Consider the following 22579-nt stretch of genomic DNA (forward strand, 5'->3'; position numbering starts at 1 on the left):
GCGGCAGCGTTGTAGGGCGCGGCGCTGCCGGATCAGCCGATGCCGAGGTCTGCCTGCTGCAGCGCCGCGATGTCGTCGGCATCGCCCTCGAGCTCGACCCGTGCCACGGCCGCGCGGCCGTACGCGTAGAGGACGAGCTCGGCCGGGGCCCCGCGGAGCACGACGGTGCCGTGGTGGTCGGGCAGCTTCGCGGCATACCGCCCCTGTCCCTCGCCGATGAGGACGATGCCGGTCGCGGACTTGCGGAACGTCAGTCGGGCGGAGCGCTTGAGCGCCGACCACAGCTTGCCCTGCAGCGCCGCGGGCAGCTCGCGCGGCTCCCAGTCGGGCTGTGCCCGGCGAACGTCCTCGAGGTGCACGAAGAACTCGACGAGGTTGGTCAGCTCGTCGAGCTTGGGGCGGGACATGGGGTTCCACGCGGGTGCACCGTGACGGACCCGGTCGACGAGGGCGGCGTAGTCGCCCTGCGCCATCCGGTGCTGCTCGCGCTCGAGGCGGCCGGAGAGGAACGGGACGACGGTGCCGACGGCGAGGTCGGGCCGTCCCTCCCGGATGACGAGGTGCGCCGCCAGGTCGCGGGTGTCCCACCCCTCGCACAGGGTCGGCGCGTCGGGCCCGAGCCGGTCGAGCTCGTCGCAGAGCTGGAGGCGTTCGGACTGGGCGTGGCGCGTCATGACCCCATCCTCTCAGGGACTGCTCGGCCCGAATCGGGTGGCCGTCGAGGGCGGCCGCTCTCTAGGGTCGGACGGTGATCGAGCTCGTGCGCCCCACCGTCGACCTGGCCGACTCGTGGTGGGAGATGGTCGAGGACTTCGCCGGCGCCACCATCCACGGCTCGGGCTACCGGCCGGGCGACCGCGACCGGCTGCGCGACCGCGCCGTGTTCGAGGAGTGGGTGGACTGGCTGGGCAGGATGGAACGCGCTGACGAGGCGCTGCCCGAGGGGCGGGTGCCGTCGTCGAACCGGTGGATCGTGCGTGACGGACGCGTCGTCGGCACCATCGCGGTGCGGCACGCGCTCACCCCGTCGCTGCTCGCCGAGGGCGGCCACATCGGGTATGCCGTGTCGCCGGGTGCCCGGCGCCAGGGCGTCGCGCGTGAGGCGCTCGGTCTCGCCCTCGCGCTGGCCGCGGCCCGAGGCATCGACCCCGTGCTCGTGACGTGCGACGTCGACAACATCGCGTCGGCCCGCACCATCGCCTCGGCCGGGGGCGTCGTCGAGGACGAGCGAGACGGGGTGCTGCGGCACTGGGTGCGCACGGGGGCGCCCGCCCGGCCGATCGGTCCGGGACCGATCGAGACGCGGGACGCGCGGCTCGTGCCCATCACCCCCGAGGACGCCGCCGCGATGCGCGCCGGGGAGCACCGGGCCGACTGGGCCGAGGGCTACCCCCGCGAGGACGACCTCGACGCCGTCGGGATGACGACCTCGGGTCCGGACGCGTGGTCCCCGCGCCACATCGTCCGGCGGTCCGACGCCCTCGTCGTCGGTTCGATCGGCTGCTTCGGTCCGCCGGTGGACGGCGTGGTCGAGGTCGGCTACGGCCTGGTCCCGCAGGCCCGGGGTGGCGGGCTCATGACGGACGTCCTGTCGGGCATGGTGCGCTCGCTCGAGGCGTCCGGGCTGTCCGTCGTGGCCCACACCGAACCGGACAACGTCGCGAGCCACCGGGTCCTGGCGCGGCTGGGGTTCCGGCGGATCGAGGAGCCCGGGGCGGGTGCCGGCGCGGAGTGGTTCTGGGCGAGGCGTGCGGGTGACCGGGGTGTCAGCGCCGCGTGAGAGGCTGTGGGGTCGACCACAGAGCACGTCACCAGGGGAGCAGCACACCGTGAACGTCCCGCCCACCTCGACCCTCCGAGAGGGTCTCGCCGTCATCGGGCGGGGCATCAAGGACCAGCCGCGCTGGTTCGCCGTCGCCGTGCTCGGGAGCGTCGTCTACGGCGTCATGACGAGCCTCACGGCAGCCGCGATCGGCTTCGTCGTCAATCGCGCCGTCGCCCCAGCCATCGCGGCCGGGCACGTGACGGCCTCCCAGCTGTGGTTCATCGGCGGCGTCATGGCCGCCGTCGTGCTGACGACGATCGTCGGCGTCATCGGTCGCCGCGTCGCCGGCGGCATCGCGATGTACAACCTCGGTGCGATGTACCGCCGCCAGGTCACGCGACAGTACCTCCGGCTCCCGCTCAGCTGGCACCACAAGCACCCGTCGGGTCAGCTGCTCTCCAACGCGAACGCCGACGTCGAGGCGACCTGGAACATCTTCGCGCCCCTGCCGATGGCCCTCGGTGTCGTCGTCATGCTCGTCTTCGGCATCGTCCAGATGGTCATCGTCGACCCGTGGCTGGCCCTCGTCGGGCTCACCGTCTTCCCGATGCTCTTCCTGGCCAACGTCGCCTTCCAGCGCGCCATGTCGCCGCGGGTGACCCGCGCCCAGCAGCTGCGCGCCGACGTCTCCGAGGTCGCCCACGAGAGCTTCGAGGCCGCCCTGATCGTCAAGTCGCTCGGGCGCGAGGACCACGAGGCCGAACGCTTCCGCGTCGTGACCCACGAGCTGCGCGACGCCAACATCGAGGTCGGCCGCACCCGTGGCCGGTTCGACCCGGCCATCGAGGCCATCCCCACGATCGGCACGCTGGCCGTGCTCTTCGTCGGCACGCTGCGCGTCAGCAGCGGCCAGCTGACGGCCGCCGAGGTCGTCCAGATCGCCTACCTCTTCTCCATCCTCGCGTTCCCCGTGCGCGCGCTCGGCTGGGTCCTCGCCGAGCTGCCGCGTGCGGTCGTCGGCTGGAACCGTGTGTCGGCGGTCCTCGACGCGACGGGCAGCATGACCTTCGGCGAGCGCTCGCTCCCGTCGGGCACGGCGAGCCACCTGCAGACCGAGCGACTCGCGTACGCCTACGAGATCGAGACCGAGACCGGCGAGGCCGACCTATACCCCGCCGTCGTCGACGTCACCCTCGACGTCGCGCCCGGAGCGACGGTCGCGATCGTCGGACCCACCGGCAGCGGCAAGTCGACCCTGACCAACCTCGTCATGCGCCTCGTAGACCCCGACTCGGGCGCCGTGCTCGTCGACGGGGTCGACCTGCGCGAGGTGCGGCGCGGGGGCGTCAGCGACGTGGCCGCGCTCGTGGCGCAGCAGACCTTCATGTTCGACGACAGCGTCCGCGGCAACATCACGCTCGGTGTCGAGCACGACGACGAGAGCGTCTGGCGCGCCCTGCACGTCGCGCAGGGTGCCGGCTTCGTCGAGAAGCTGCCCGACGGGCTCGAGACCCGTGTGGGCGAGCGCGGCGCCAGCCTCTCCGGGGGTCAGCGCCAGCGAATCGCCTTGGCGCGCGCCGTGATCCGCGAGCCCCAGCTGCTCATCCTCGACGACGCCACCTCCGCCGTCGACCCCAGCGTCGAGCAGGCCATCCTGGCCCGGTTGCGTGAGGCGAGCTCGGGGACGACGGTCCTCGTCGTCGCGTACCGGATGGCCACGATCCTGCTCGCCGACGAGGTCGTCTACATGGAGGCCGGACGCGTCGTCGACCACGGCTCGCACGGCCAGCTGCTCGGCAGGTGCGTGGGCTACGAACGGCTCGTCACGGCATACGCCCGCGAGGCCGCGGAACGCGAGGCGATCGCCGCCGACGAGGAGTACGGCGACGACCTCGGGCGCGGAGCCGACGCGGCCGAGGAGGTCTCCCGATGAGCATGCGGTCCCAGGTCCTCGTGGAGCACCACGGTGTCGCGACGGGCAAGGAGATGACGACGTGGCAGACGCTGCGTCGTGGAGTCGAGCTCTCACCCGAGCTGCGCAAGGGCATCTGGGTCACGGTGCTGCTCGCCGTGCTGTCGACCCTCGGCCGGGTGCTCGTGCCCTTCGTCGTCCAGCGCATCACCGACAACGGCATCCTCGCTGCCGGCGGCCCCGACATGGCGGTCGTCGCGCGCTACATCGGGATCGCGCTCGTCGGCGTCGTCGTGACGGCGTTCTCCGCCTACTTCGTCAACATCCGCCTCTTCCGGTCGTCCGAGAACGGCCTGGCGACGTTGCGGCTCAAGGCGTTCCGTCACATCCACGACCTCGCGATGCTGACGCAGAACAGCGAACGGCGCGGGTCGCTCGTCTCCCGCGTGACGTCCGACGTCGACACGATCTCGATGTTCGTGCAGTTCGGCGGGCTCATGCTGCTGATCAACATCGCGCAGATCACGCTCGCGACGGTGCTCATGGTGGTCTACAGCCCGCTGCTCGGCCTCGTCGTCTGGCTCTGCTTCGTGCCGCTGTTCGTCATCATCCGCAAGTTCCAGGGCGTCGTCGGCCGGGCCTACACGCGGGTGCGCGAGCGCGTCGGCGACATGCTCGGCGCGATATCCGAGGCCGTCGTCGGTGCCCAGGCGATCCGCGCCTACGGCGTCGAGGACCGCACGGCCGAGCGCATCGACGACGCCGTCGAGGCGCACCGCAAGGCCGCCATCGGCGCGCAGGCCCGGTCGGTCGTCGCGTTCACCTCGGGCCAGCTCGTCTCCGGTCTGACGACCGCGGTCGTCCTCGTCGTCGGCACGGTCCTCGCCGCTCGGGGGAGCCTCACCCTCGGCGAGCTGCTCGCGTTCCTCTTCCTCGTCAACCTCTTCACGCAGCCCGTGCAGCAGGCCACCGAGATCCTCAACGAGATGCAGAACGCCGTGGCCGGCTGGCGCCGCGTCATCGGCATCATCGACACCCCGGCCGACGTCTCCGATCCCGGCGAGTCCGGCGTGACGCTGCCGCGCGGGCCGATCACCGTGCAGTTCAACGAGGTCGGGTTCGCCTATCCCGGTGGCGCCCCCGTGCTCCACGACATCGACCTGACCATCGCGCCGCGCAGTCGGGTCGCCATCGTGGGCGAGACCGGATCGGGCAAGTCGACGCTGGCCAAGCTGCTGACCCGGCTCATGGACTCGAGCAGCGGACAGGTGCTCCTCGACGGGGTCGACCTGCGGACGATCCGCTTCTCCTCACTCCGCTCCCGCGTCGTGCTCGTGCCGCAGGAGGGCTTCCTCTTCGACGGCACGCTGCTCGACAACATCCGGTTCGGCCGGCCCGAGGCCAGTGAGGAGGACGTCCGGATCACGCTCACCGAGCTCGGCCTCGACCCCTGGGTGGCCACGCTCCCGCTGGGGCTGGCGACGGATGTCGGGCAGCGCGGGGAGTCCCTCTCGGCCGGGGAGCGCCAGCTCGTCGCGCTCGCCCGGGCCTACCTCGCCGACCCCGACCTGCTCGTCCTCGACGAGGCCACGTCCGCGGTCGACCCCGGCACCGAGGTGCGCATCCAGCGAGCCCTCGACTCGCTGACCCGCGGCCGCACGTCGATCGCCATCGCGCACCGGCTCTCGACCGCCCAGGCCGCCGACGAGGTCATCGTCGTCGACGCCGGTCGCATCGTCGAGCGCGGGCCCCACACCGAGCTCGTCCGCCTCGGTGGCGTCTACTCGAAGCTGCACGAGTCCTGGGTCGCCCAGCAGCAGGCGGTCTGAGGAGTCCACGGCAGAATGTGCGGGTGACCGACGCCAGTGACCCGATCCCCGACCCGACCGCCCTCGACCCGCAGATCGCCGGGCTGCTCAAGCGCGACGAGCACGGACTCGTCGCCGCCGTGGTGCAGCAGCACGACACCGGCGACGTCCTCATGGTCGGCTGGATGGACGACGAGGCGCTGCGCCGCACGCTCGGAGAGGGCCGGGTGACGTTCTGGTCGCGTAGCCGGCAGGAGTACTGGCGCAAGGGCGACACGAGCGGCCACGTCCAGTGGGTCAAGGCGGTGCGCCTCGACTGCGACGGGGACGCGCTGCTCGTCTCGGTCGACCAGGTCGGCGCGGCCTGCCACACCGGCGACCGCACCTGCTTCGACGCGCGCGTCCTCCCCGCCACCGTCGGGGAGCCCGACCCCGACGCCACCGCCCCCTCCTCCTCCTGACCGTCGAAAGGCCACGTATGGCCGCCTCTTAAACGTCGAGAGGCCACGTTCGGCCGCCTCCTAAACGTCGAAAGGCCACGTTCGGCCGCGGGCCCTCGAAAGACGCGCCGCTTGCCGCGCCCACATGTGGCCTCTCGACCGTGGAGGGGCGGCCACACGTGGCCTCTCGACGGTGGAGGCGGGGACGCGGCATACGACCGGGTGGGCGAGAATGGCTCGGTGCCCGACTCGAACACCTCGCTCGCCACCCCTGCGCCGCACGCCGACCTCGCGTGGGGCCGCACGTGGCCGAGCCTCGAGGTGTTCACCGAGCTCGCGCTCGAGCACCGCCGTGTCATCCCGGTCGTACGCCGCGTGCTGGCCGACGCCGAGACGCCGGTCGGTGTCTACCGCAAGCTCGCCAAGGACGCTCCGGGCACGTTCCTGCTCGAGTCCGCGGAGCACGGGGGCGTGTGGTCGCGCTACTCGATCGTCGGAGCCCGCAGCGCTGCGACCCTGACCGAGAAGGACGGGAGCGCCCACTGGATCGGCGAACCACCGATCGGTCTGCCCACCCACGGCGATCCCGCCCAGGCGGTCCGCGACACGGTCGCGGCCCTCGCCACCCCGCGCACGCCGGGCCTGCCGCCGCTGACCGGCGGCCTCGTCGGTGCCATCACCTACGACGCCGTGCGCCGGTGGGAGAGCGTGCCCGACGGCGGCCGGGACGAGCTCGACCTTCCCGAGGTCGCGATGATGCTCACCACCGACCTCGCTGTCTTCGACCACAGTGACGGGTCCCTGCTGCTCATCGCCAACGCCGTCAACCACGACGCGACCGACGAGCGCATCGAGGACGCCTGGGCCGACGCCGTCGCCCGGATCGACCGGATGACCGACGAGCTCGCGGCGCCGGCGCCGAGCACGGTCGCCACCATCGAGCCGATCGAGAGCCGCCCGACGAGCAGCCACACCCAGCCGGAGTTCGAGTCCATGGTCGAGGAGGCCAAGGAGGCGATCCGCGCCGGCGAGGCCTTCCAGATCGTGGTCTCGCAGCGCTTCACCGTGCCGTGCCGGGCCGACGCCCTCGACGTCTACCGGGCGCTGCGGGTCAGCAACCCCAGCCCGTACATGTACCTCCTGCGCCTGCCGCACCCCGACGGCTCGGCCTACGACATCGTCGGCTCGAGCCCCGAGGCCCTCATCAAGGTGACGGGGAGGCAGGCGATCACCCACCCGATCGCCGGCTCGCGCCCGCGCGGCAAGAGCCCCGACCACGACGCTCACCTCGCGGAGGAGCTGCTCGGCGACGCCAAGGAGCGGGCCGAGCACCTCATGCTCGTCGACCTCGCCCGCAACGACCTCCAGCGCATCTGCCGCGCCGGCACCGTCGACACCGTCGACTTCATGTCGATCCGGCGCTACAGCCACATCATGCACATCGAGTCGACCGTCGTCGGCGACCTCCGCGACGACCGAAGCGCCTACGACGCGCTCGTCGCGACGTTCCCCGCAGGCACGCTCAGCGGAGCCCCGAAGCCTCGCGCCATGGCGCTCATCGACGCCTACGAGGGGCTGCGTCGCGGTCTCTACGGCGGCGTCGTCGGCTACCTCGACTTCGCCGGTGACCTCGACATGGCGATCGCGATCCGCACGGCCCTGATCAAGGACGGCCTGGCGCACGTCCAGGCCGGAGCAGGCATCGTGGCCGACTCGGTGCCGCACCTCGAGTACGAGGAGACGGTCAACAAGGCCGCCGCCGCCCTGCGCGCCGTGGCTGCCGCGGCGGGCCTGCGACCGCTCGGAGACCACCGCGCATGACCTCGACCGGACCGACCGCCGACCCGACCCGCCGCGGGCCCCTCGTCCTCGACAAGAAGCGCGCGGCGCTGGCAGTCCTCGTCCCGGCAGCCCTGCTGCTCGGCCTCACCACGCGGACCTGGGCGAGCGGCGAGTCCCGCGACGTCCTCAGCCAGGCGTTCACGGAGGTGACCGGTGGCGCGGCCGCGCCGGGGGTCGTCGGACTCACGGCGGTCTGCGTCGTGGCCCTGCTCGGCCTCATGACCGGTGGGCGTGTCATCCGTGCCGTCGCCGCCGTCGTCATCGTGCTGGCCTCGCTCGGTGCCCTGGCGATGACCCTCCTGGTCGCGCTGCGCCCGGTCGACACGGTCGCCGAAGCCGTCGCACGCGAGCTCGCCCGCACGACGGCGCCAGCCGCCACGGGTTCGAGCACCGCGTGGGCCTGGGCGGCGGTGCTCGTCGCCGCTCTGCTGGCGGTCGGAGCCGTCATGACCGCCGTCTCGAGCCGGTCCTGGGCCGGCCTCTCAGGACGCTACGAACGCGGTGACAAGCCCGCGAGCGGACCCCGGGGTGAGGTCCGCACCACGTGGGACGAGCTGTCCGAGGGCCGGGACCCGACCCTGCGCGACGCCCCTGACGAGACCTGACAGAATGAACGACGTCGGCCCGCACGCAAGTGGAGTCGACCGAACAGAGAGGACGCCATGGAAGAGCAGCACGAGGACCACGGTCACAGCACCGCCGCCTGGACCGGGGTCGGGATCATCCTGCTCGGCACGGCAATCGCATCCGTCGCTGTCGTGATCCCCAGCCTGGTCCTCGGCATCATCGGTGCCGTCGTCATCGTGGCCGGTGTCGCTGCGGGCAAGACGATGTCCATGGCGGGCTACGGCCAGAACGGTCACCACGCGCAGGCAGGCTCGGTCGTCGACGCCCCCGACGAGTCGGGCACCGGCACCGTCGGCAAGAGCTGAGAGCAGTGCCGACGGTTCTCGACGGGATCATCAGCGGCGTCCGCGAGGATCTCGGGCGCCGTCGTGCCGCGCTGCCGCTCGCTGGCCTCGAGGCGCGGCTCGCGTCGGTGCCCCCGGCCCTCGACCCGATGCCCGGCATCCGCTCGGCCGAGGGCGTCGCCGTCATCGCGGAGGTCAAGCGGTCGAGCCCGAGCAAGGGCGCGCTCGCGGACATTCCTGAGCCGGGCGAGCTGGCGCGGTCGTATGCCGCGGGCGGGGCGAGCGCCATCAGCGTGCTCACCGAGGAGCGCCGGTTCTCCGGCAGCCTGGCCGACCTGGACGAGGTGCGTGCCGCTGTCCGGACTCCCTTGCTGCGCAAGGACTTCATGGTCGACGCCTACCAGGTGACCGAGGCCCGGGCCCACGGCGCCGACCTCATCCTGCTCATCGTCGCCGCGCTCGACGACGCGCTGCTGCGTGACCTGCACGACCAGGCCCGCGAGCTCGGCATGACGGCCCTCATCGAGGTCCACGACGCCGCCGAGCTCGACCGCGCGCTCGCGCTCGACCCCGTTCTCGTGGGCGTCAACGCCCGCAACCTCAAGACCCTCGAGGTCGACCCTCGCACCGTCACCGACCTGCTGCCTCGCGTTCCCGAGGGTGTCGTCGGCGTGGCCGAGTCCGGCGTGGGCGCGCCGGCCGACGTGGCCGCCTACGTCCGCGCCGGCGCCGGTGCGGTCCTCGTCGGCGAGGCCCTCGTCAAGGACGGTGCCCCCGAGGCCGCGATCCGCGGCTTCATCGACGCCGCGACCGCGGTCCGGGCCCAGGCCCGCCCCGGCGCAGCAGGAGAGTGAGCATGACCACGACATCCAACGTGCCGGCATACGGCCGCTTCGGGGGGTTCGGTGGACGCTACGTCCCCGAGGCGCTGATCCCCGCCCTCGAGCAGCTCGAGGAGGTCTGGCGCAAGGCCGTCGTCGACCCCGCGTTCGTCGGTGAGCTCGAGCGACTCCAGCGCACGTACACCGGCCGGCCCAGCATCATCACCGAGGTGCCCCGGTTCGCCGAGCACTGCGGCGGCGCCCGCGTCATCCTCAAGCGCGAGGACCTCAACCACACGGGGTCCCACAAGATCAACAACGTCCTCGGCCAGGCCCTGCTCACCAAGCGCATGGGCAAGACCCGCGTCATCGCGGAGACCGGCGCCGGCCAGCACGGAGTGGCAACGGCCACCGCTGCGGCCCTGCTGGGGCTCGAGTGCGTCGTCTACATGGGCCGCAAGGACACCGAGCGCCAGGCGCTCAACGTCGCGCGGATGCGCCTGCTCGGCGCAACCGTCGTGCCCGTCGACAACGGCAGCAAGACGCTCAAGGACGCCGTCAACGAGGCGTTCCGCGACTGGGTGGCCAACGTCTCGACGACCCACTACGTCCTCGGCACGGTGACCGGTCCGCACCCGTTCCCCGAGATGGTCCGCGACTTCCACCGGGTCATCGGGGTCGAGGCGCGCCAGCAGGTGCTCGACCTCGTCGGACGCCTGCCCGACGCCGTGCTCGCCTGCGTCGGCGGTGGATCCAACGCCATCGGCATCTTCCACCGCTTCATCGACGACGAAGCGGTGCGGCTCATCGGCTTCGAGGCGGGTGGCGAGGGCGTCGCGAGCGGCAAGCACGCCGCGCGCTTCGCGGCGGGCGTCCCGGGCGTCCTCCACGGTGCCTTCACGTACGTCCTGCAGGACTCCGACGGCCAGACCGTCGAGTCGCACAGCGTGTCGGCGGGTCTGGACTATCCCAGCGTCGGCCCCGAGCACGCCCACCTGCTTGAGTCGGGCCGGGCGGAGTACCGCCCGATCACCGACGTCGAGGCCATGGAGGCGCTCTCGTTGCTGTCGCGCACCGAGGGCATCCTGCCGGCGATCGAGAGCGCGCACGCGCTCGCGGGTGCGATGAAGGTCGGGCGCGAGCTCGGCCCGGACGCCGTCCTGCTCGTCAACCTCTCGGGGCGCGGCGACAAGGACGTGCACACCGCGGCCGAGTGGTTCGGCCTCATCGACGAGGAGGGCGGGACCCGCCTCCCCGACGACGACGGCGGCGCCAAGGCCATGGGGGTCGAGCAGTGAGCGTCGGCACCGTCATCGAGAAGTGCCGGGCCGACAACCGTGCGGCCCTCATCGGCTACCTCCCGGTCGGTTTCCCCACCGTCGAGGGCTCGATCAAGGCGATGAAGGTCCTCGTCGAATCCGGGGTCGACATCGTCGAGATCGGTGTTCCCTACAGCGACCCCGTCATGGACGGTCCGGTCATCCAGGACGCCGCCGTGCGCGCGCTGGCCGGCGGCGTGCACCTGAGCGACATCTTCACCGCTGCCCGGGAGGTCTCGGCCGCCGGCGCCGGTGCGCTGGTCATGACGTACTGGAACCCCGTCCTGCGCTACGGGGTCGAGCGTTTCGCCGCCGACCTCGCCGCCGCAGGGGGAGCCGGGCTCATCACGCCCGACCTCATCCCCGACGAGGCCGGCGACTGGATCACGGCCGCCGATGCCCACGACCTCGACAAGGTCTTCCTCGTCGCCCCGAGCTCGACGCCCGAGCGGCTCCAGGCCGTCACCTCCCAGTGCCGCGGCTTCGTCTACGCGACCGCCGTCATGGGTGTCACGGGGGCGCGCGCCAGCGTCGGCGACGCCGCCGACGCACTCGTGTCCCGCACGCGCGAGCACACCGACCTGCCGGTCTGCGTGGGCTTGGGGGTCTCGACCGGCGACCAGGCGGCCGAGGTCGGCCGCTACGCCGACGGCGTCATCGTCGGCTCCGCGCTCGTGCGGTGCCTCACCGAGGCCGACTCCGAGCAGGAGGGCCTCGACGCGCTCGGCGCCCTGGCCCGCGAGCTCGCCGACGGCGTGCGCCGGAGCCGGTCATGAGCCTGCTCGCCGGCGTGCCCGCCGCCATCGAAGCGGCACTCCCGGCTGAGATCCCGTCGCCGAGCGTCGGCGTCTGGCACCTCGGACCCCTGCCGATCCGCGGGTATGCCCTGTGCATCCTCGCCGGCATCGTCGTCGCGGTCTGGCTGACGCAGAAGCGCCTCGAGGTCCGGGGGCACCGCAAGGGCATCGCCATCGACATCTCCGCGTGGGCCGTGCCCTTCGGCATCGTCGGCGGACGGCTCTACCACCTCATCACCACCCCGCAGCCGTACTTCGGCCAGAACGGCGACCCGTGGAAGGCCTTCGCCATCTACGAGGGTGGTCTCGGCATCTGGGGCGCGGTCGCGCTGGGGGCCGTCGGGGCGTGGATCGGCTGCCGCAAGAACGGCGTCGCCTTCCGTGACTTCGTCGACGCCGCCGCGCCCGGCCTGGCGATCGCCCAGGCGATGGGCCGCTTCGGCAACTGGTTCAACAACGAGATCTACGGCGCTCCGACCGACCTGCCCTGGAAGCTGCGCATCTACGAGTGGGACACCTCTCTCGGCCGCGCCGTCGTCGACGCCCAGGGCAACCCCGTCGTCAAGGGCTACTTCCAGCCGACGTTCCTCTACGAGGCGCTCTGGTGCCTGCTGCTCGCGGCCTTCCTCATCTGGTTGGGCCGCCGTCGCCCGCTCAAGGCCGGCCAGGTCTTCGCGGCCTACGTCATGGGTTACCCGGTCGGGCGCATCGTCATCGAGAACATGCGCAGCGACTCGGCCAACCTCATCCTCGGCCAGCGCGTCAACACCTGGGTCTCGATCCTCGTGTTCCTGCTCGGGGTCTACCTGTGGCGCCGCTTCGGCCGCATGGAGCAGCCGGTCGCCCCTTCCGCGCCGGCCGACGCGGACGGCGCCGAGCTCGGGCGGGGGGACGCCGAAGATCCTCCGGTCCAGACCGCCCCCGACGGGCCGAACGACACCGCCCCCAGCGAGCCGAAGGTGGACCGTCCGGCGCAGCCGTGACGCATTTTGTGCCGTGTCGTGGCCGAGGTGATGAGCACGACGTCTCAGGATTTGGAATCCGCCGTATCAACAGGTAGGACGAGCGGCCACTCCGATATCGTCTCCTGAAACGCCTGTGGCCAGTGCCGTCCACATGCCCTCAGTCATGTCGCGTGGCCCCGTGCGGTCGCCGCCTGGGACCCCAGCAGAAGGACGGTGAACATGCCGCCGCACACCCGCACCAGTGCCCTCTACAGTGCACATCCGGAGAACTCCGGTCTCTACCGACGCGAGTTCGAGCACGATGCCTGTGGTGTCGCCCTCATCGCGACGATGCGGGGGACGGCGGGCCACGACATCGTCGACCACGCCCTCACGGCGCTGCGCAACCTCGACCACCGTGGGGCGACCGGGGCCGACCCGCTCGTCGGCGACGGCGCGGGCATCCTGACCCAGATCCCCGACGCGTTCTTCCGCGCGACCGTCCCCTTCACGCTGCCGAACAACGGGGCGTATGCCGCGGGCATCGCCTTCCTTCCGCAGAACCCCATCGAGCGGGCCGCGGCCAAGGCCCGCATCGAGGAGCTCGCGGTCGCCGAGAACCTCAAGGTCCTCGGCTGGCGTGAGGTGCCCGTCGAGAGCGACCTCGTCGGCGCCGTGGCCCGCGAGTGCATGCCGTCCTTCGAGCAGCTGTTCGTCAGCAGCTCGATCGGCCGGCAGGTGGCCCTGGGGCTCGACCGGCTCGCGTTCTGCCTGCGCAAGCGCGCCGAGCACGAGGTGGGCGTCTACTTCTCCTCGCTCAGCTCGCGCACCATCGTCTACAAGGGCATGCTGACGACCGGCCAGCTCGAGCCGTTCTTCCCGGACCTGTCCGACCCCCGCTTCGCCAGCGAGCTCGCCCTCGTGCACTCGCGCTTCTCGACGAACACGTTCCCGTCCTGGCCGCTCGCGCACCCCTACCGCTTCATCGCGCACAACGGTGAGATCAACACCGTCAAGGGCAACCGCAACTGGATGAGCGCGCGCGAGAGCCTGCTGACGTCCGACATCATCCCGGGCGACCTCGAGCGGGTCTTCCCGATCTGCACGCCCGAGGCGTCCGACTCAGCGAGCTTCGACGAGGTGCTCGAGCTGCTCCACCTCGGCGGCCGCTCGCTGCCGCACGCGGTCCTGATGATGATCCCGGAGGCGTGGGAGAACCACGCCACGATGGACCCGGCGCGCAAGGCGTTCTACGAGTTCCACTCGACGTTCATGGAGCCCTGGGACGGTCCCGCCAACGTCTGCTTCAGCGACGGCACGCTCGTCGGCGCGGTCCTCGACCGCAACGGCCTGCGGCCGGGTCGCTACACCGTGACCGACGACGGCCTCGTCGTGCTGGCCTCCGAGTCCGGCGTGCTCGAGCTCGACCCCGAGACCATCCTGCAGCGCGGACGCCTCCAGCCCGGCAAGATGTTCCTCGTCGACACCGAGCACGGCCGCATCGTCAGCGACGAGGAGATCAAGTCCCAGCTCGCGGCCGCCAAGCCGTATGCCGAGTGGCTGCATGCCGGTCTCATCCGCCTCGAGGACCTGCCGGAGCGTGAGCACATCGTGCACACCGCGGCCTCGGTCGCCCGCCGCCAGCAGACGTTCGGCTACACCGCCGAGGAGCTGCGCATCCTGCTGACCCCGATGGCCCGCTCGGGTGGCGAGGCGCTCGGCTCGATGGGCACCGACACGCCCATCGCCGTCCTGTCGTCGCGGCCGCGGCTGCTGTTCGACTACTTCACGCAGCTCTTCGCCCAGGTGACCAACCCGCCGCTCGACGCCATCCGCGAGGAGCTGGTCACCTCCCTCGGCACCTACATGGGTCCCGAGGGCAACGCCCTGTCGGCCTCGCCGTCGCACGCCCGCCAGCTCGTCCTCGACTTCCCGGTCATCGACAACGACGAGCTCGCCAAGATCGTCCACATCAACGCCGACGGTGACCTGCCCGGCTACGCGACGCACGTGGTCCGCGGCCTCTACGACGTCACCGGGGGAGCGGCCGCCATGCGCGACCGCCTCGAGGAGATCTTCGCGGAGGTGTCGCAGGCCATCACCCGCGGCGCGCGGTTCGTCGTGCTCTCCGACCGTGACTCCGGTCGCGACCTCGCGCCCATCCCGTCGCTGCTCCTCACGGCCGCCGTCCACCACCACCTCATCCGTGAGAAGACCCGCACCCAGGTGGGTCTGCTCGTCGAGGCCGGCGACGTGCGCGAGGTCCACCACGTGGCGCTGCTCATCGGTTTCGGTGCGGCCGCCGTCAACCCCTACCTCGCCATGGAGACCGTGGAGGACCTCGTCCGGGCCGGCGAGATCGAGGGCGTGACGGCCGAGAAGGCCGTGGCCAACCTCATCAAGGCGCTCGGCAAGGGTGTCCTCAAGGTCATGTCCAAGATGGGCATCTCGACCGTCGCGTCGTACCGCGGCGCCCAGGTGTTCGAGGCCATCGGTCTGTCGCAGGCGCTCGTCGAGCGCTACTTCACCGGCACGGTGAGCCAGCTCGGTGGCGTCGGCCTCGACGTCATCGCCCGCGAGACGGCCGAGCGCCACGCCCGCGCCTACCCGCCGGACGGCGTCCACCAGCCGCACCGGACCCTCGAGGTCGGGGGCGAGTACCAGTGGCGGCGCGAGGGCGAGCCGCACCTCTTCGACCCCGAGACGGTCTTCCGCCTCCAGCACTCGACGCGCCAGCGCCGTTACGACATCTTCAAGCAGTACACCGACCGCGTCGACGACCAGACGTCGCGTCTGATGACGCTGCGTGGGCTGATGGGCTTCCGCCCGACCGGGGTGACGGGGCGCCTCCCCGTGCCGATCGAGGAGGTCGAGTCCGTCAGCGAGATCGTCAAGCGCTTCAACACCGGCGCCATGAGCTACGGCTCGATCTCGCAGGAGGCGCACGAGACGCTCGCCATCGCGATGAACCACCTCGGTGGTCGCTCCAACACCGGTGAGGGCGGCGAGGACGTCGACCGCCTCCTCGACCCGGAGCGCCGCTCGGCGGTCAAGCAGGTCGCCTCGGGCCGGTTCGGCGTCACGAGCCTCTACCTCACGCACTCCGACGACATCCAGATCAAGATGGCCCAGGGCGCCAAGCCCGGCGAGGGTGGACAGCTGCCCGGCCACAAGGTCTACCCGTGGGTGGCCAAGACCAGGCACTCGACGCCCGGGGTCGGCCTCATCTCGCCGCCGCCGCACCACGACATCTACTCCATCGAGGATCTCGCACAGCTGATCCACGACCTCAAGAACGCCAACCCGTCGGCCCGCATCCACGTCAAGCTCGTCTCCGAGATCGGCGTCGGCACCGTCGCGGCCGGCGTCTCCAAGGCGCACGCCGACGTCGTGCTCATCTCGGGCCACGACGGCGGCACCGGTGCCTCGCCGCTGACCTCGCTCAAGCACGCCGGAGCCCCGTGGGAGCTCGGCCTCGCCGAGGCGCAGCAGACCCTCGTGCTCAACGGCCTGCGCGACCGCATCGTCGTCCAGGTCGACGGGCAGCTGAAGACCGGTCGCGACGTCGTCGTGGCGGCGCTGCTCGGCGCCGAGGAGTTCGGCTTCGCCACGGCCCCGCTCGTCGTGTCGGGCTGCGTCATGATGCGCGTCTGTCACCTCGACACCTGTCCGGTCGGCATCGCGACGCAGAACCCCGAGCTCCGCTCGCGCTTCTCCGGGAAGCCGGAGTTCGTCGAGACCTTCTTCGAGTACATCGCGCAGGAGGTCCGCGAGCACCTCGCGTCGCTCGGCTTCCGCTCCATCGAGGAGGCCGTCGGCCAGGTCGGCAGCCTCGACCTCGACAAGGCGATCGCGCACTGGAAGGCCTCCGGTCTCGACCTCAGCCCGATCCTCGCCGTGGCCGACAACCCCACCGGCGGCACGCTGCACCAGTCGGCCACGCAGGACCACGGGCTCGACAAGGCGCTCGACAACGAGCTCCTGAGCCGAGCCCTGTCGGCCATCGAGACCGGCGAGCCGGTGCGCACCGAGATCGCCGTGCGCAACGTCAACCGCACGGTCGGTACGATGCTCGGCCACCACGTGACGAAGGCGCACCCGTACGGGCTCGCGGACAACACCATCGAGCTGACGATGACCGGCTCCGGCGGGCAGTCCTTCGGCGCCTTCCTACCGGCCGGCATCACGATGCAGCTGTTCGGCGACGCCAACGACTACGTCGGCAAGGGACTCTCCGGCGGCCGCATCGTCGTGCGACCGCACCGTGACGCGACGCTCGTGGCCGAGGAGAACGTCATCGGTGGCAACGTCATCGCCTACGGCGCCACGACCGGTCAGCTCTTCCTGCGCGGGGTCGTCGGGGAGCGCTTCTGCGTCCGCAACTCCGGCGCCCAGGCGGTGGTCGAGGGCGTCGGTGACCACGGGTGCGAGTACATGACCGGCGGTGCTGCGGTCGTGCTCGGACAGACGGGTCGCAACTTCGCGGCCGGCATGTCGGGCGGCGTGGCCTACGTCCTCGACCTCGATCCCGACCTCGTCAACCCCGAGATGGTCGACCTCCTCGCGCTGCGCGACGAGGACGAGAGTCCGCTGCGCGAGCTGCTCGAGGCCCACGTCACGTGGACCGAGTCACCCGTCGCGCAGGCGCTGCTCGACGACTGGTCGGCCGCGCGCGAGCGCTTCACGCTCGTGCTCCCGCGCGACTTCCAGCGTGTCCTCGACGTCCGGGCCGAGGCGCAGGACCAGGGCCTCGACCCCGACGGACCCGAAGTGTGGAACCGGATCATGGAGGCTTCCCGTGGCTGACCCCCAAGGCTTTCTCACCACCCGCGAGCGCGAGCTCCCGGCCCGCCGTCCCGTCCCGGTGCGCATCCGGGACTGGAAGGAGGTCTACGAGGAGCAGGAGCTCGGGCAGCTCCAGCGCCAGGCCGGTCGCTGCATGGACTGCGGCATCCCGTTCTGCCACTCGGGCTGTCCGCTCGGCAACCTCATCCCCGAGTGGAACAACTTCGCGTGGCGCGGCGACTGGTCCGACGCGATCGAGCGCCTGCACGCGACGAACAACTTCCCGGAGTTCACCGGCCGGCTCTGCCCCGCGCCGTGCGAGACCGCGTGCGTCCTCGGCATCAACCAGCCGGCCGTGACGATCAAGCAGGTCGAGGTCACGACGATCGAGCGTGCCTTCGACGAGGGGCTCGTGACGCCGCTCCCGCCCGAGCGGCTCTCGGGCAAGACCGTCGCCGTGGTGGGTTCGGGCCCGGCGGGCCTCGCCGCGGCCCAGCAGCTGACCCGGGCCGGCCACACCGTGGCCGTCTTCGAGCGGGCCGACAAGCCCGGCGGGCTGCTGCGCTACGGCATCCCGGAGTTCAAGATGGAGAAGTCGGTGCTCGACCGCCGGCTCGACCAGATGACGGCTGAGGGCACCCGCTTCCGCAACGGCATGGACGTCGGCGTCGACATCACGGGTCGCCAGCTGCGCGACCGCTACGACGCCGTCGTGCTCGCTCTCGGGGCGACGGTGCCGCGAGACCTCGACGTGCCCGGGCGCCGGCTCGGCGGCATCCACCAGGCGATGGACTTCCTCCCGCAGGGCAACCGTGCCGCCCTCGGCGAGCAGGTCGAGGACCAGATCCTCGCGACCGACAAGCACGTCGTCGTCATCGGTGGCGGTGACACCGGCGCCGACTGCATCGGGACGTCGCACCGTCAGGGCGCGGCCTCGGTGACCAGTCTCGAGATCATGCCCCAGCCGGGGGAGGACCGCCCGGGCAACCAGCCGTGGCCCACCTACCCGATGCTCTACCGCGTCGCGAGCGCCCACGAGGAGGGGGGCGAGCGGCTGTATGCCGTGAGCACGACGGAGTTCGTGGGGGACGACGAGGGCAACGTCGCGGCGCTGCGCCTGACGGAGGTCGAGATGGTCGACGGACGTCCCACCGCCAAGCCGGGCACCGAGCGTGAGATCCCTGCGCAGCTCGTGCTGTTCGCGATGGGCTTCCTCGGCCCGCAGGGGAGTGGGGTCGTCGAGCAGCTCGGCGTTGACCTCGACGAGCGCAGCAACGTCCGGCGCGACAAGAACTTCATGAGCTCGGTCCCCGGCGTCTTCGTCGCCGGCGACGCCGGCCGCGGCCAGTCGCTCATCGTCTGGGCCATCGCCGAGGGCCGCGCCGCCGCCGCCGGAGTCGACGCCTGGCTCACGGGGTCCAGCTCCCTGCCGCGGCCCATCGCACCGACCGACCGGCCCCTCACCGCCTGACCGGGCCGGGGTCTGCCCACTCTGCGAACCCGCTCGGTGACCCGCGTCACAGCACCCCTAAGGTTGAAGCATGCGCCGCGCCAAGATCGTCTGCACCATCGGCCCCAAGACCTCATCACCCTCCCAGCTGCGAGCCCTCGTCTACGCCGGGATGGACGTGGCGCGGCTCAACCTCTCGCACGGGGACCACGCCGTGCACGAGCAGGTCTACCGGGACGTCCGTGCCGCGGGTGACGCCTCGGGCCGCGCCGTCGGCGTCCTCGTCGACCTGCAGGGGCCGAAGATCCGGACCGGACGCTTCGCCTCCGGGCCCGTGACGCTGAGCCCCGGCCAGCGCTTCACCATCACGACCCGCGACGTCGAAGGCGACGACAGCATCGTCGGGACCACGTATGCCGGCCTGCCCGGTGACGTGACGCCGGGTGACGTCCTGCTCATCGACGACGGCAAGGTCATGCTGCGCGCGGTCGAGGTGAGCGACACCGACGTCGTGACCGAGACCGTCATCGGTGGCGTCGTCAGCAACAACAAGGGGATCAACCTGCCCGGCGTCGCCGTCAGCGTGCCGGCCCTGTCGGAGAAGGACCGCGAGGACCTCCGGTTCGCCATGCGCCTCGGCGTCGACATGATCGCGTTGTCGTTCGTCCGCTCGGCCGAGGACATCGTCGACGTGCACGCCATCATGGACGAGTTCGGCGACCGCATCCCCGTCATCGCCAAGATCGAGAAGCCGCAGGCGGTCGACAACCTCGAGGGCATCGTCGCAGCCTTCGACGGCATCATGGTCGCCCGCGGTGACCTCGGCGTCGAGATGCCGCTCGAGGACGTGCCGCTCGTGCAGAAGCGCGCGATCGAGCTCGCCCGGCGCGAGGCCAAGCCGGTCATCGTCGCCACGCAGGTGCTCGAGTCGATGATCGAGAACCCGCGCCCGACGCGTGCCGAGGCCTCCGACGCCGCCAACGCCGTGCTCGACGGCGCCGACGCACTCATGCTCTCCGGTGAGACCTCGGTCGGCGCCTGGCCCATCGACTCGGTGCGCACCATGGCACGCATCATCGAGTCGACCGAGGAGAAGGGCTTCGACAAGATCGTCCGGATGCCGACCAACCCCAAGACGGTCGGGGGAGCGGTGACCAAGGCTGCGGTCGAGATCGGCGAGGTCGTGGGGTCGAAGTTCCTCATCGTCTTCACCGAGACCGGCGGATCGGCCACGCGGATGGCCCGCATCCGGCCCCGCCAGCCCATGCTCGCCTTCACCTCGGAGCCCCGGGTCCGCTCCCGGCTCGCCCTGGTCTGGGGCATCGAGACCTACCTCGTGCCGCGCATGCACCACACCGACCAGTTCGCGATGCAGGTCGACCTCAAGCTCATCCCCGAGGGCCGCGTCGCCGAGGGTGACCGTGTCGTCATCGTCGCCGGCTCGCCCCCCGGCATCCCGGGCTCGACGAACGCGCTGCGCGTCCACCGGGTCGGCGACGCCGTCAACCGTGCTGCTCCGGCCTACCGGCCGGAGGAGGTCACCAGCTGACGGCACGCGCGGTCCGCGCCGGTATGCTGGCGCGGCACTCCGGCCGGGGTGGTGGAATGGCAGACACGGGGCACTCAAAATGCTCTGGCCGAAAGGCCGTGCGGGTTCGAGTCCCGCCCTCGGCACTCTCGACGCCCTCGATGGCCCTCGCTGCGGCGCGACGAGGGGAAGCGGTGGGTTGACCGTCCCGAAACGCGCCGGAAATCTCGCCCCGGATAGGATTTCCCCGTGAGCACCGACGAGAGCATGAGCCCCAAGCCGACCCCTGGCACCGCCACCACGCCTGCCGTCCCCACCGAGGCTGCTGCGTCTTCGGAGGCCGCGGACACCGCAGCCGACCGGGCGGGGGCGACCCGGATCCTCGTCGCCGAGGACGAGGCGCTCATCCGTCTCGACCTCGTCGAGATGCTCGGGGAGCAGGGCTACGACGTCGTCGGCCAGGCCAGCAACGGCGAGCAGGCCGTCGAGCTGGCCAAGGACGTCAAGCCCGACCTCGTCATCATGGACGTCAAGATGCCGGTCCTCGACGGCCTGTCCGCCGCCGAGCAGCTGCACGAGTCCAAGCTGTGCCCCGTCATCATGCTCACCGCGTTCTCCCAGACCGAGCTCGTGGAGCGGGCCCGCGACGCCGGCGTCATGGCCTACATCGTCAAGCCGTTCACGGCCGACGACCTCCGCCCGGCCATCGACATCGCCACGTCGCGCTGGCAGGAGCTCAAGGCCCTCGAGGCCGAGATCGCCGACCTCGGTGAACGGCTCGAGACGCGCAAGCTCGTCGACCGGGCCAAGGGTGTGCTCATGACCCAGCTGAAGCTGAGCGAGTCCGATGCGTTCCGGTGGATCCAGAAGACGGCGATGGACCGCCGCCTCGGGATGAAAGAGGTCGCCGAGGCCGTCATCAACGGCTTCCCGGCGTCCTGAGCCCGGCTGCGCCGCAGATCATCCGGCCGCGAGGTCCACAGAGGTTACGACACGGTCACCGATCGCCCATTTCTGCTGACCGCGAAGGCGATTCCGCCTAGTCTCCGTGTCAGCCCTCATCAGAGGGATGAGTGACATCAGGAGGACATCCGTGCGTTCTACCCTCAAGCTCGTTGTGCCGTTCGCGGTTGCGGCGCTTGCCCTCGGCGCCTGTGGCACCAAGGGCGGCGACACCTCGTCGGCCGGCGGCTCCGGCGGCGCGGCCAAGGCCGCTTGCGACCAGAAGATCGGCATGTTCGGTGCCCTCACCGGCCCGAACGCCAACCTGGGCATCTACATCCAGAACGGCGTGAACCTCGCTCTCGACGACTACAACAAGAAGCACGCCGACTGCAAGGTAACCCTCGAGAACTACGACTCGCAGGGTGACCCGACGCAGGCGCCGGCCCTCGCCAAGAAGGCCATCGACGACAAGAAGGTCGTCGGCATCGTCGGCCCCGCGTTCTCCGGTGAGTCCAAGGCGGCCGACCCGGCATTCAACGAGGCCGGCCTCGTCACGATCACGCCGTCGGCCACCAACCCGAAGCTCGCCGACAACGGCTGGAAGACCTTCTTCCGTGCCCTGGGCAACGACGCCACGCAGGGCCCTGCAGCCTCGAAGTACATCAAGGACACGCTCAAGGCCGCGAAGCCGTTCGTCATCGACGACGCCTCCGAGTACGGCAAGGGACTGGCCGACATCGTGCGTCAGGACCTCGGCTCGGCCGTGGTCGGCAACGACACGGTGCAGCAGAAGCAGACGGACTTCAGCGCCTCTGTGACCAAGGTGAAGGCGTCCGGCGCCGACGCCCTCTTCTACGGCGGCTACGCCCCGGAGGCGGCTCCGCTCGTCAAGCAGCTGCGCGACGCGGGCTGGAAGGGCACCTTCGTGGCTGCCGACGGCGTCAAGGACCAGTCGTTCATCGACAACGCCGGGCCCGCGGCCGTCGGCGCCATCGTGACCTGCCCCTGCGTCCCGGCGGACATCGCGCCGGCCTTCGCCTCGGCGTACAAGGCGAAGTACAACCAGGACCCCAACACCTACTCGGGTGAGGGCTACGACGCCGCGACGATCCTGCTCGACGGCATCGCCGCCGGCAAGGACCGCTCGAGCATGATCGACTTCGTGAAGTCCTACGACAAGAAGGGCGTCACGAAGCAGCTGAAGTTCGACGCCAAGGGCGAGTCCTCCGACATCAAGGTCTTCGCCTACAAGGTCGCGGACGGTAAGTTCACGTCCGTCGGCGAGATCAAGTAGCACGGTCGTCATCGTCCG

The 22579-nt window shown here is 71.1% G+C and carries 17 protein-coding genes and 1 tRNA gene; 17 read left to right on the plus strand and 1 reads right to left on the minus strand.

Annotated elements, in window-relative coordinates; genetic code table 11:
• Positions 1-32: 32 nt before the first annotated feature.
• Positions 33-674, minus strand: coding sequence for a TIGR03085 family metal-binding protein (locus AC1DIW_RS15675; protein WP_442278018.1), 642 nt, complete (start codon positions 672-674; stop codon positions 33-35).
• 74 nt (positions 675-748) lie between these two features.
• Between AC1DIW_RS15675 and AC1DIW_RS15680 the strand changes: the two genes are divergently transcribed.
• From AC1DIW_RS15680 to AC1DIW_RS15760, 17 genes are all read left to right on the plus strand, one after another.
• On the plus strand, positions 749-1780 hold the full coding sequence (locus tag AC1DIW_RS15680; protein WP_478109315.1) for a GNAT family N-acetyltransferase: 1032 nt from the start codon (positions 749-751) through the stop codon (positions 1778-1780).
• Positions 1781-1829: 49 nt separating this feature from the next.
• On the plus strand, positions 1830-3698 hold the full coding sequence (locus AC1DIW_RS15685) for an ABC transporter ATP-binding protein (protein ID WP_478109316.1): 1869 nt from the start codon (positions 1830-1832) through the stop codon (positions 3696-3698).
• Complete coding sequence (locus tag AC1DIW_RS15690; RefSeq protein WP_478109318.1) at positions 3695-5506, plus strand: ABC transporter ATP-binding protein; 1812 nt, start codon at positions 3695-3697, stop codon at positions 5504-5506. Before AC1DIW_RS15685 ends, AC1DIW_RS15690 begins: the two co-directional genes overlap by 4 nt.
• Positions 5507-5529: 23 nt before the next feature.
• Positions 5530-5946: a phosphoribosyl-AMP cyclohydrolase gene (gene hisI / locus AC1DIW_RS15695; RefSeq protein ID WP_478109320.1), complete on the plus strand. Its 417-nt coding sequence runs from the start codon at positions 5530-5532 to the stop codon at positions 5944-5946.
• 219 nt (positions 5947-6165) lie between these two features.
• Complete coding sequence (locus AC1DIW_RS15700) at positions 6166-7746, plus strand: anthranilate synthase component I (RefSeq protein WP_478109322.1); 1581 nt, start codon at positions 6166-6168, stop codon at positions 7744-7746.
• Positions 7743-8372: a Trp biosynthesis-associated membrane protein gene (locus tag AC1DIW_RS15705; RefSeq protein ID WP_478109324.1), complete on the plus strand. Its 630-nt coding sequence runs from the start codon at positions 7743-7745 to the stop codon at positions 8370-8372. Before AC1DIW_RS15700 ends, AC1DIW_RS15705 begins: the two co-directional genes overlap by 4 nt.
• Before the next feature lie 57 nt (positions 8373-8429).
• Entirely contained in the window at positions 8430-8699 is a 270-nt protein-coding gene (locus AC1DIW_RS15710) for an HGxxPAAW family protein (protein WP_442278025.1), read from the plus strand.
• Positions 8700-8704: 5 nt separating this feature from the next.
• Complete coding sequence (gene trpC, locus AC1DIW_RS15715) at positions 8705-9532, plus strand: indole-3-glycerol phosphate synthase TrpC (protein ID WP_478109326.1); 828 nt, start codon at positions 8705-8707, stop codon at positions 9530-9532.
• Positions 9533-9534: 2 nt separating this feature from the next.
• The gene (trpB, locus tag AC1DIW_RS15720) at positions 9535-10797 is read left to right on the plus strand and encodes a tryptophan synthase subunit beta (RefSeq protein WP_442278027.1); all 1263 of its coding nucleotides are present in this window, start codon (positions 9535-9537) and stop codon (positions 10795-10797) included.
• The gene (trpA, locus tag AC1DIW_RS15725; RefSeq protein ID WP_442278028.1) at positions 10794-11594 is read left to right on the plus strand and encodes a tryptophan synthase subunit alpha; all 801 of its coding nucleotides are present in this window, start codon (positions 10794-10796) and stop codon (positions 11592-11594) included. Before trpB ends, trpA begins: the two co-directional genes overlap by 4 nt.
• Positions 11591-12598, plus strand: a complete 1008-nt coding sequence (gene lgt, locus AC1DIW_RS15730; protein WP_442278029.1) for a prolipoprotein diacylglyceryl transferase — start codon at positions 11591-11593, stop codon at positions 12596-12598. The genes trpA and lgt overlap by 4 nt, the downstream gene beginning before the upstream one ends.
• A gap of 201 nt (positions 12599-12799) precedes the next feature.
• A complete protein-coding gene (gene gltB / locus AC1DIW_RS15735; protein ID WP_478109329.1) occupies positions 12800-17365 on the plus strand; it encodes a glutamate synthase large subunit in 4566 nt (1521 codons plus the stop codon).
• Positions 17358-18815: a glutamate synthase subunit beta gene (locus tag AC1DIW_RS15740; protein ID WP_442278031.1), complete on the plus strand. Its 1458-nt coding sequence runs from the start codon at positions 17358-17360 to the stop codon at positions 18813-18815. Before gltB ends, AC1DIW_RS15740 begins: the two co-directional genes overlap by 8 nt.
• Positions 18816-18885: 70 nt before the next feature.
• The gene (gene pyk / locus AC1DIW_RS15745; protein WP_442278032.1) at positions 18886-20343 is read left to right on the plus strand and encodes a pyruvate kinase; all 1458 of its coding nucleotides are present in this window, start codon (positions 18886-18888) and stop codon (positions 20341-20343) included.
• A gap of 42 nt (positions 20344-20385) precedes the next feature.
• Positions 20386-20468: transfer RNA gene (locus AC1DIW_RS15750), tRNA-Leu, on the plus strand.
• A gap of 121 nt (positions 20469-20589) precedes the next feature.
• Positions 20590-21264, plus strand: a complete 675-nt coding sequence (locus AC1DIW_RS15755; protein ID WP_478109497.1) for an ANTAR domain-containing response regulator — start codon at positions 20590-20592, stop codon at positions 21262-21264.
• Between the two features lie 151 nt (positions 21265-21415).
• A complete protein-coding gene (locus AC1DIW_RS15760) occupies positions 21416-22561 on the plus strand; it encodes a branched-chain amino acid ABC transporter substrate-binding protein (RefSeq protein WP_442278033.1) in 1146 nt (381 codons plus the stop codon).
• Positions 22562-22579: the final 18 nt, after the last annotated feature.

The sequence above is a fragment of the Terrabacter sp. 01T434 genome (assembly GCF_056398545.1).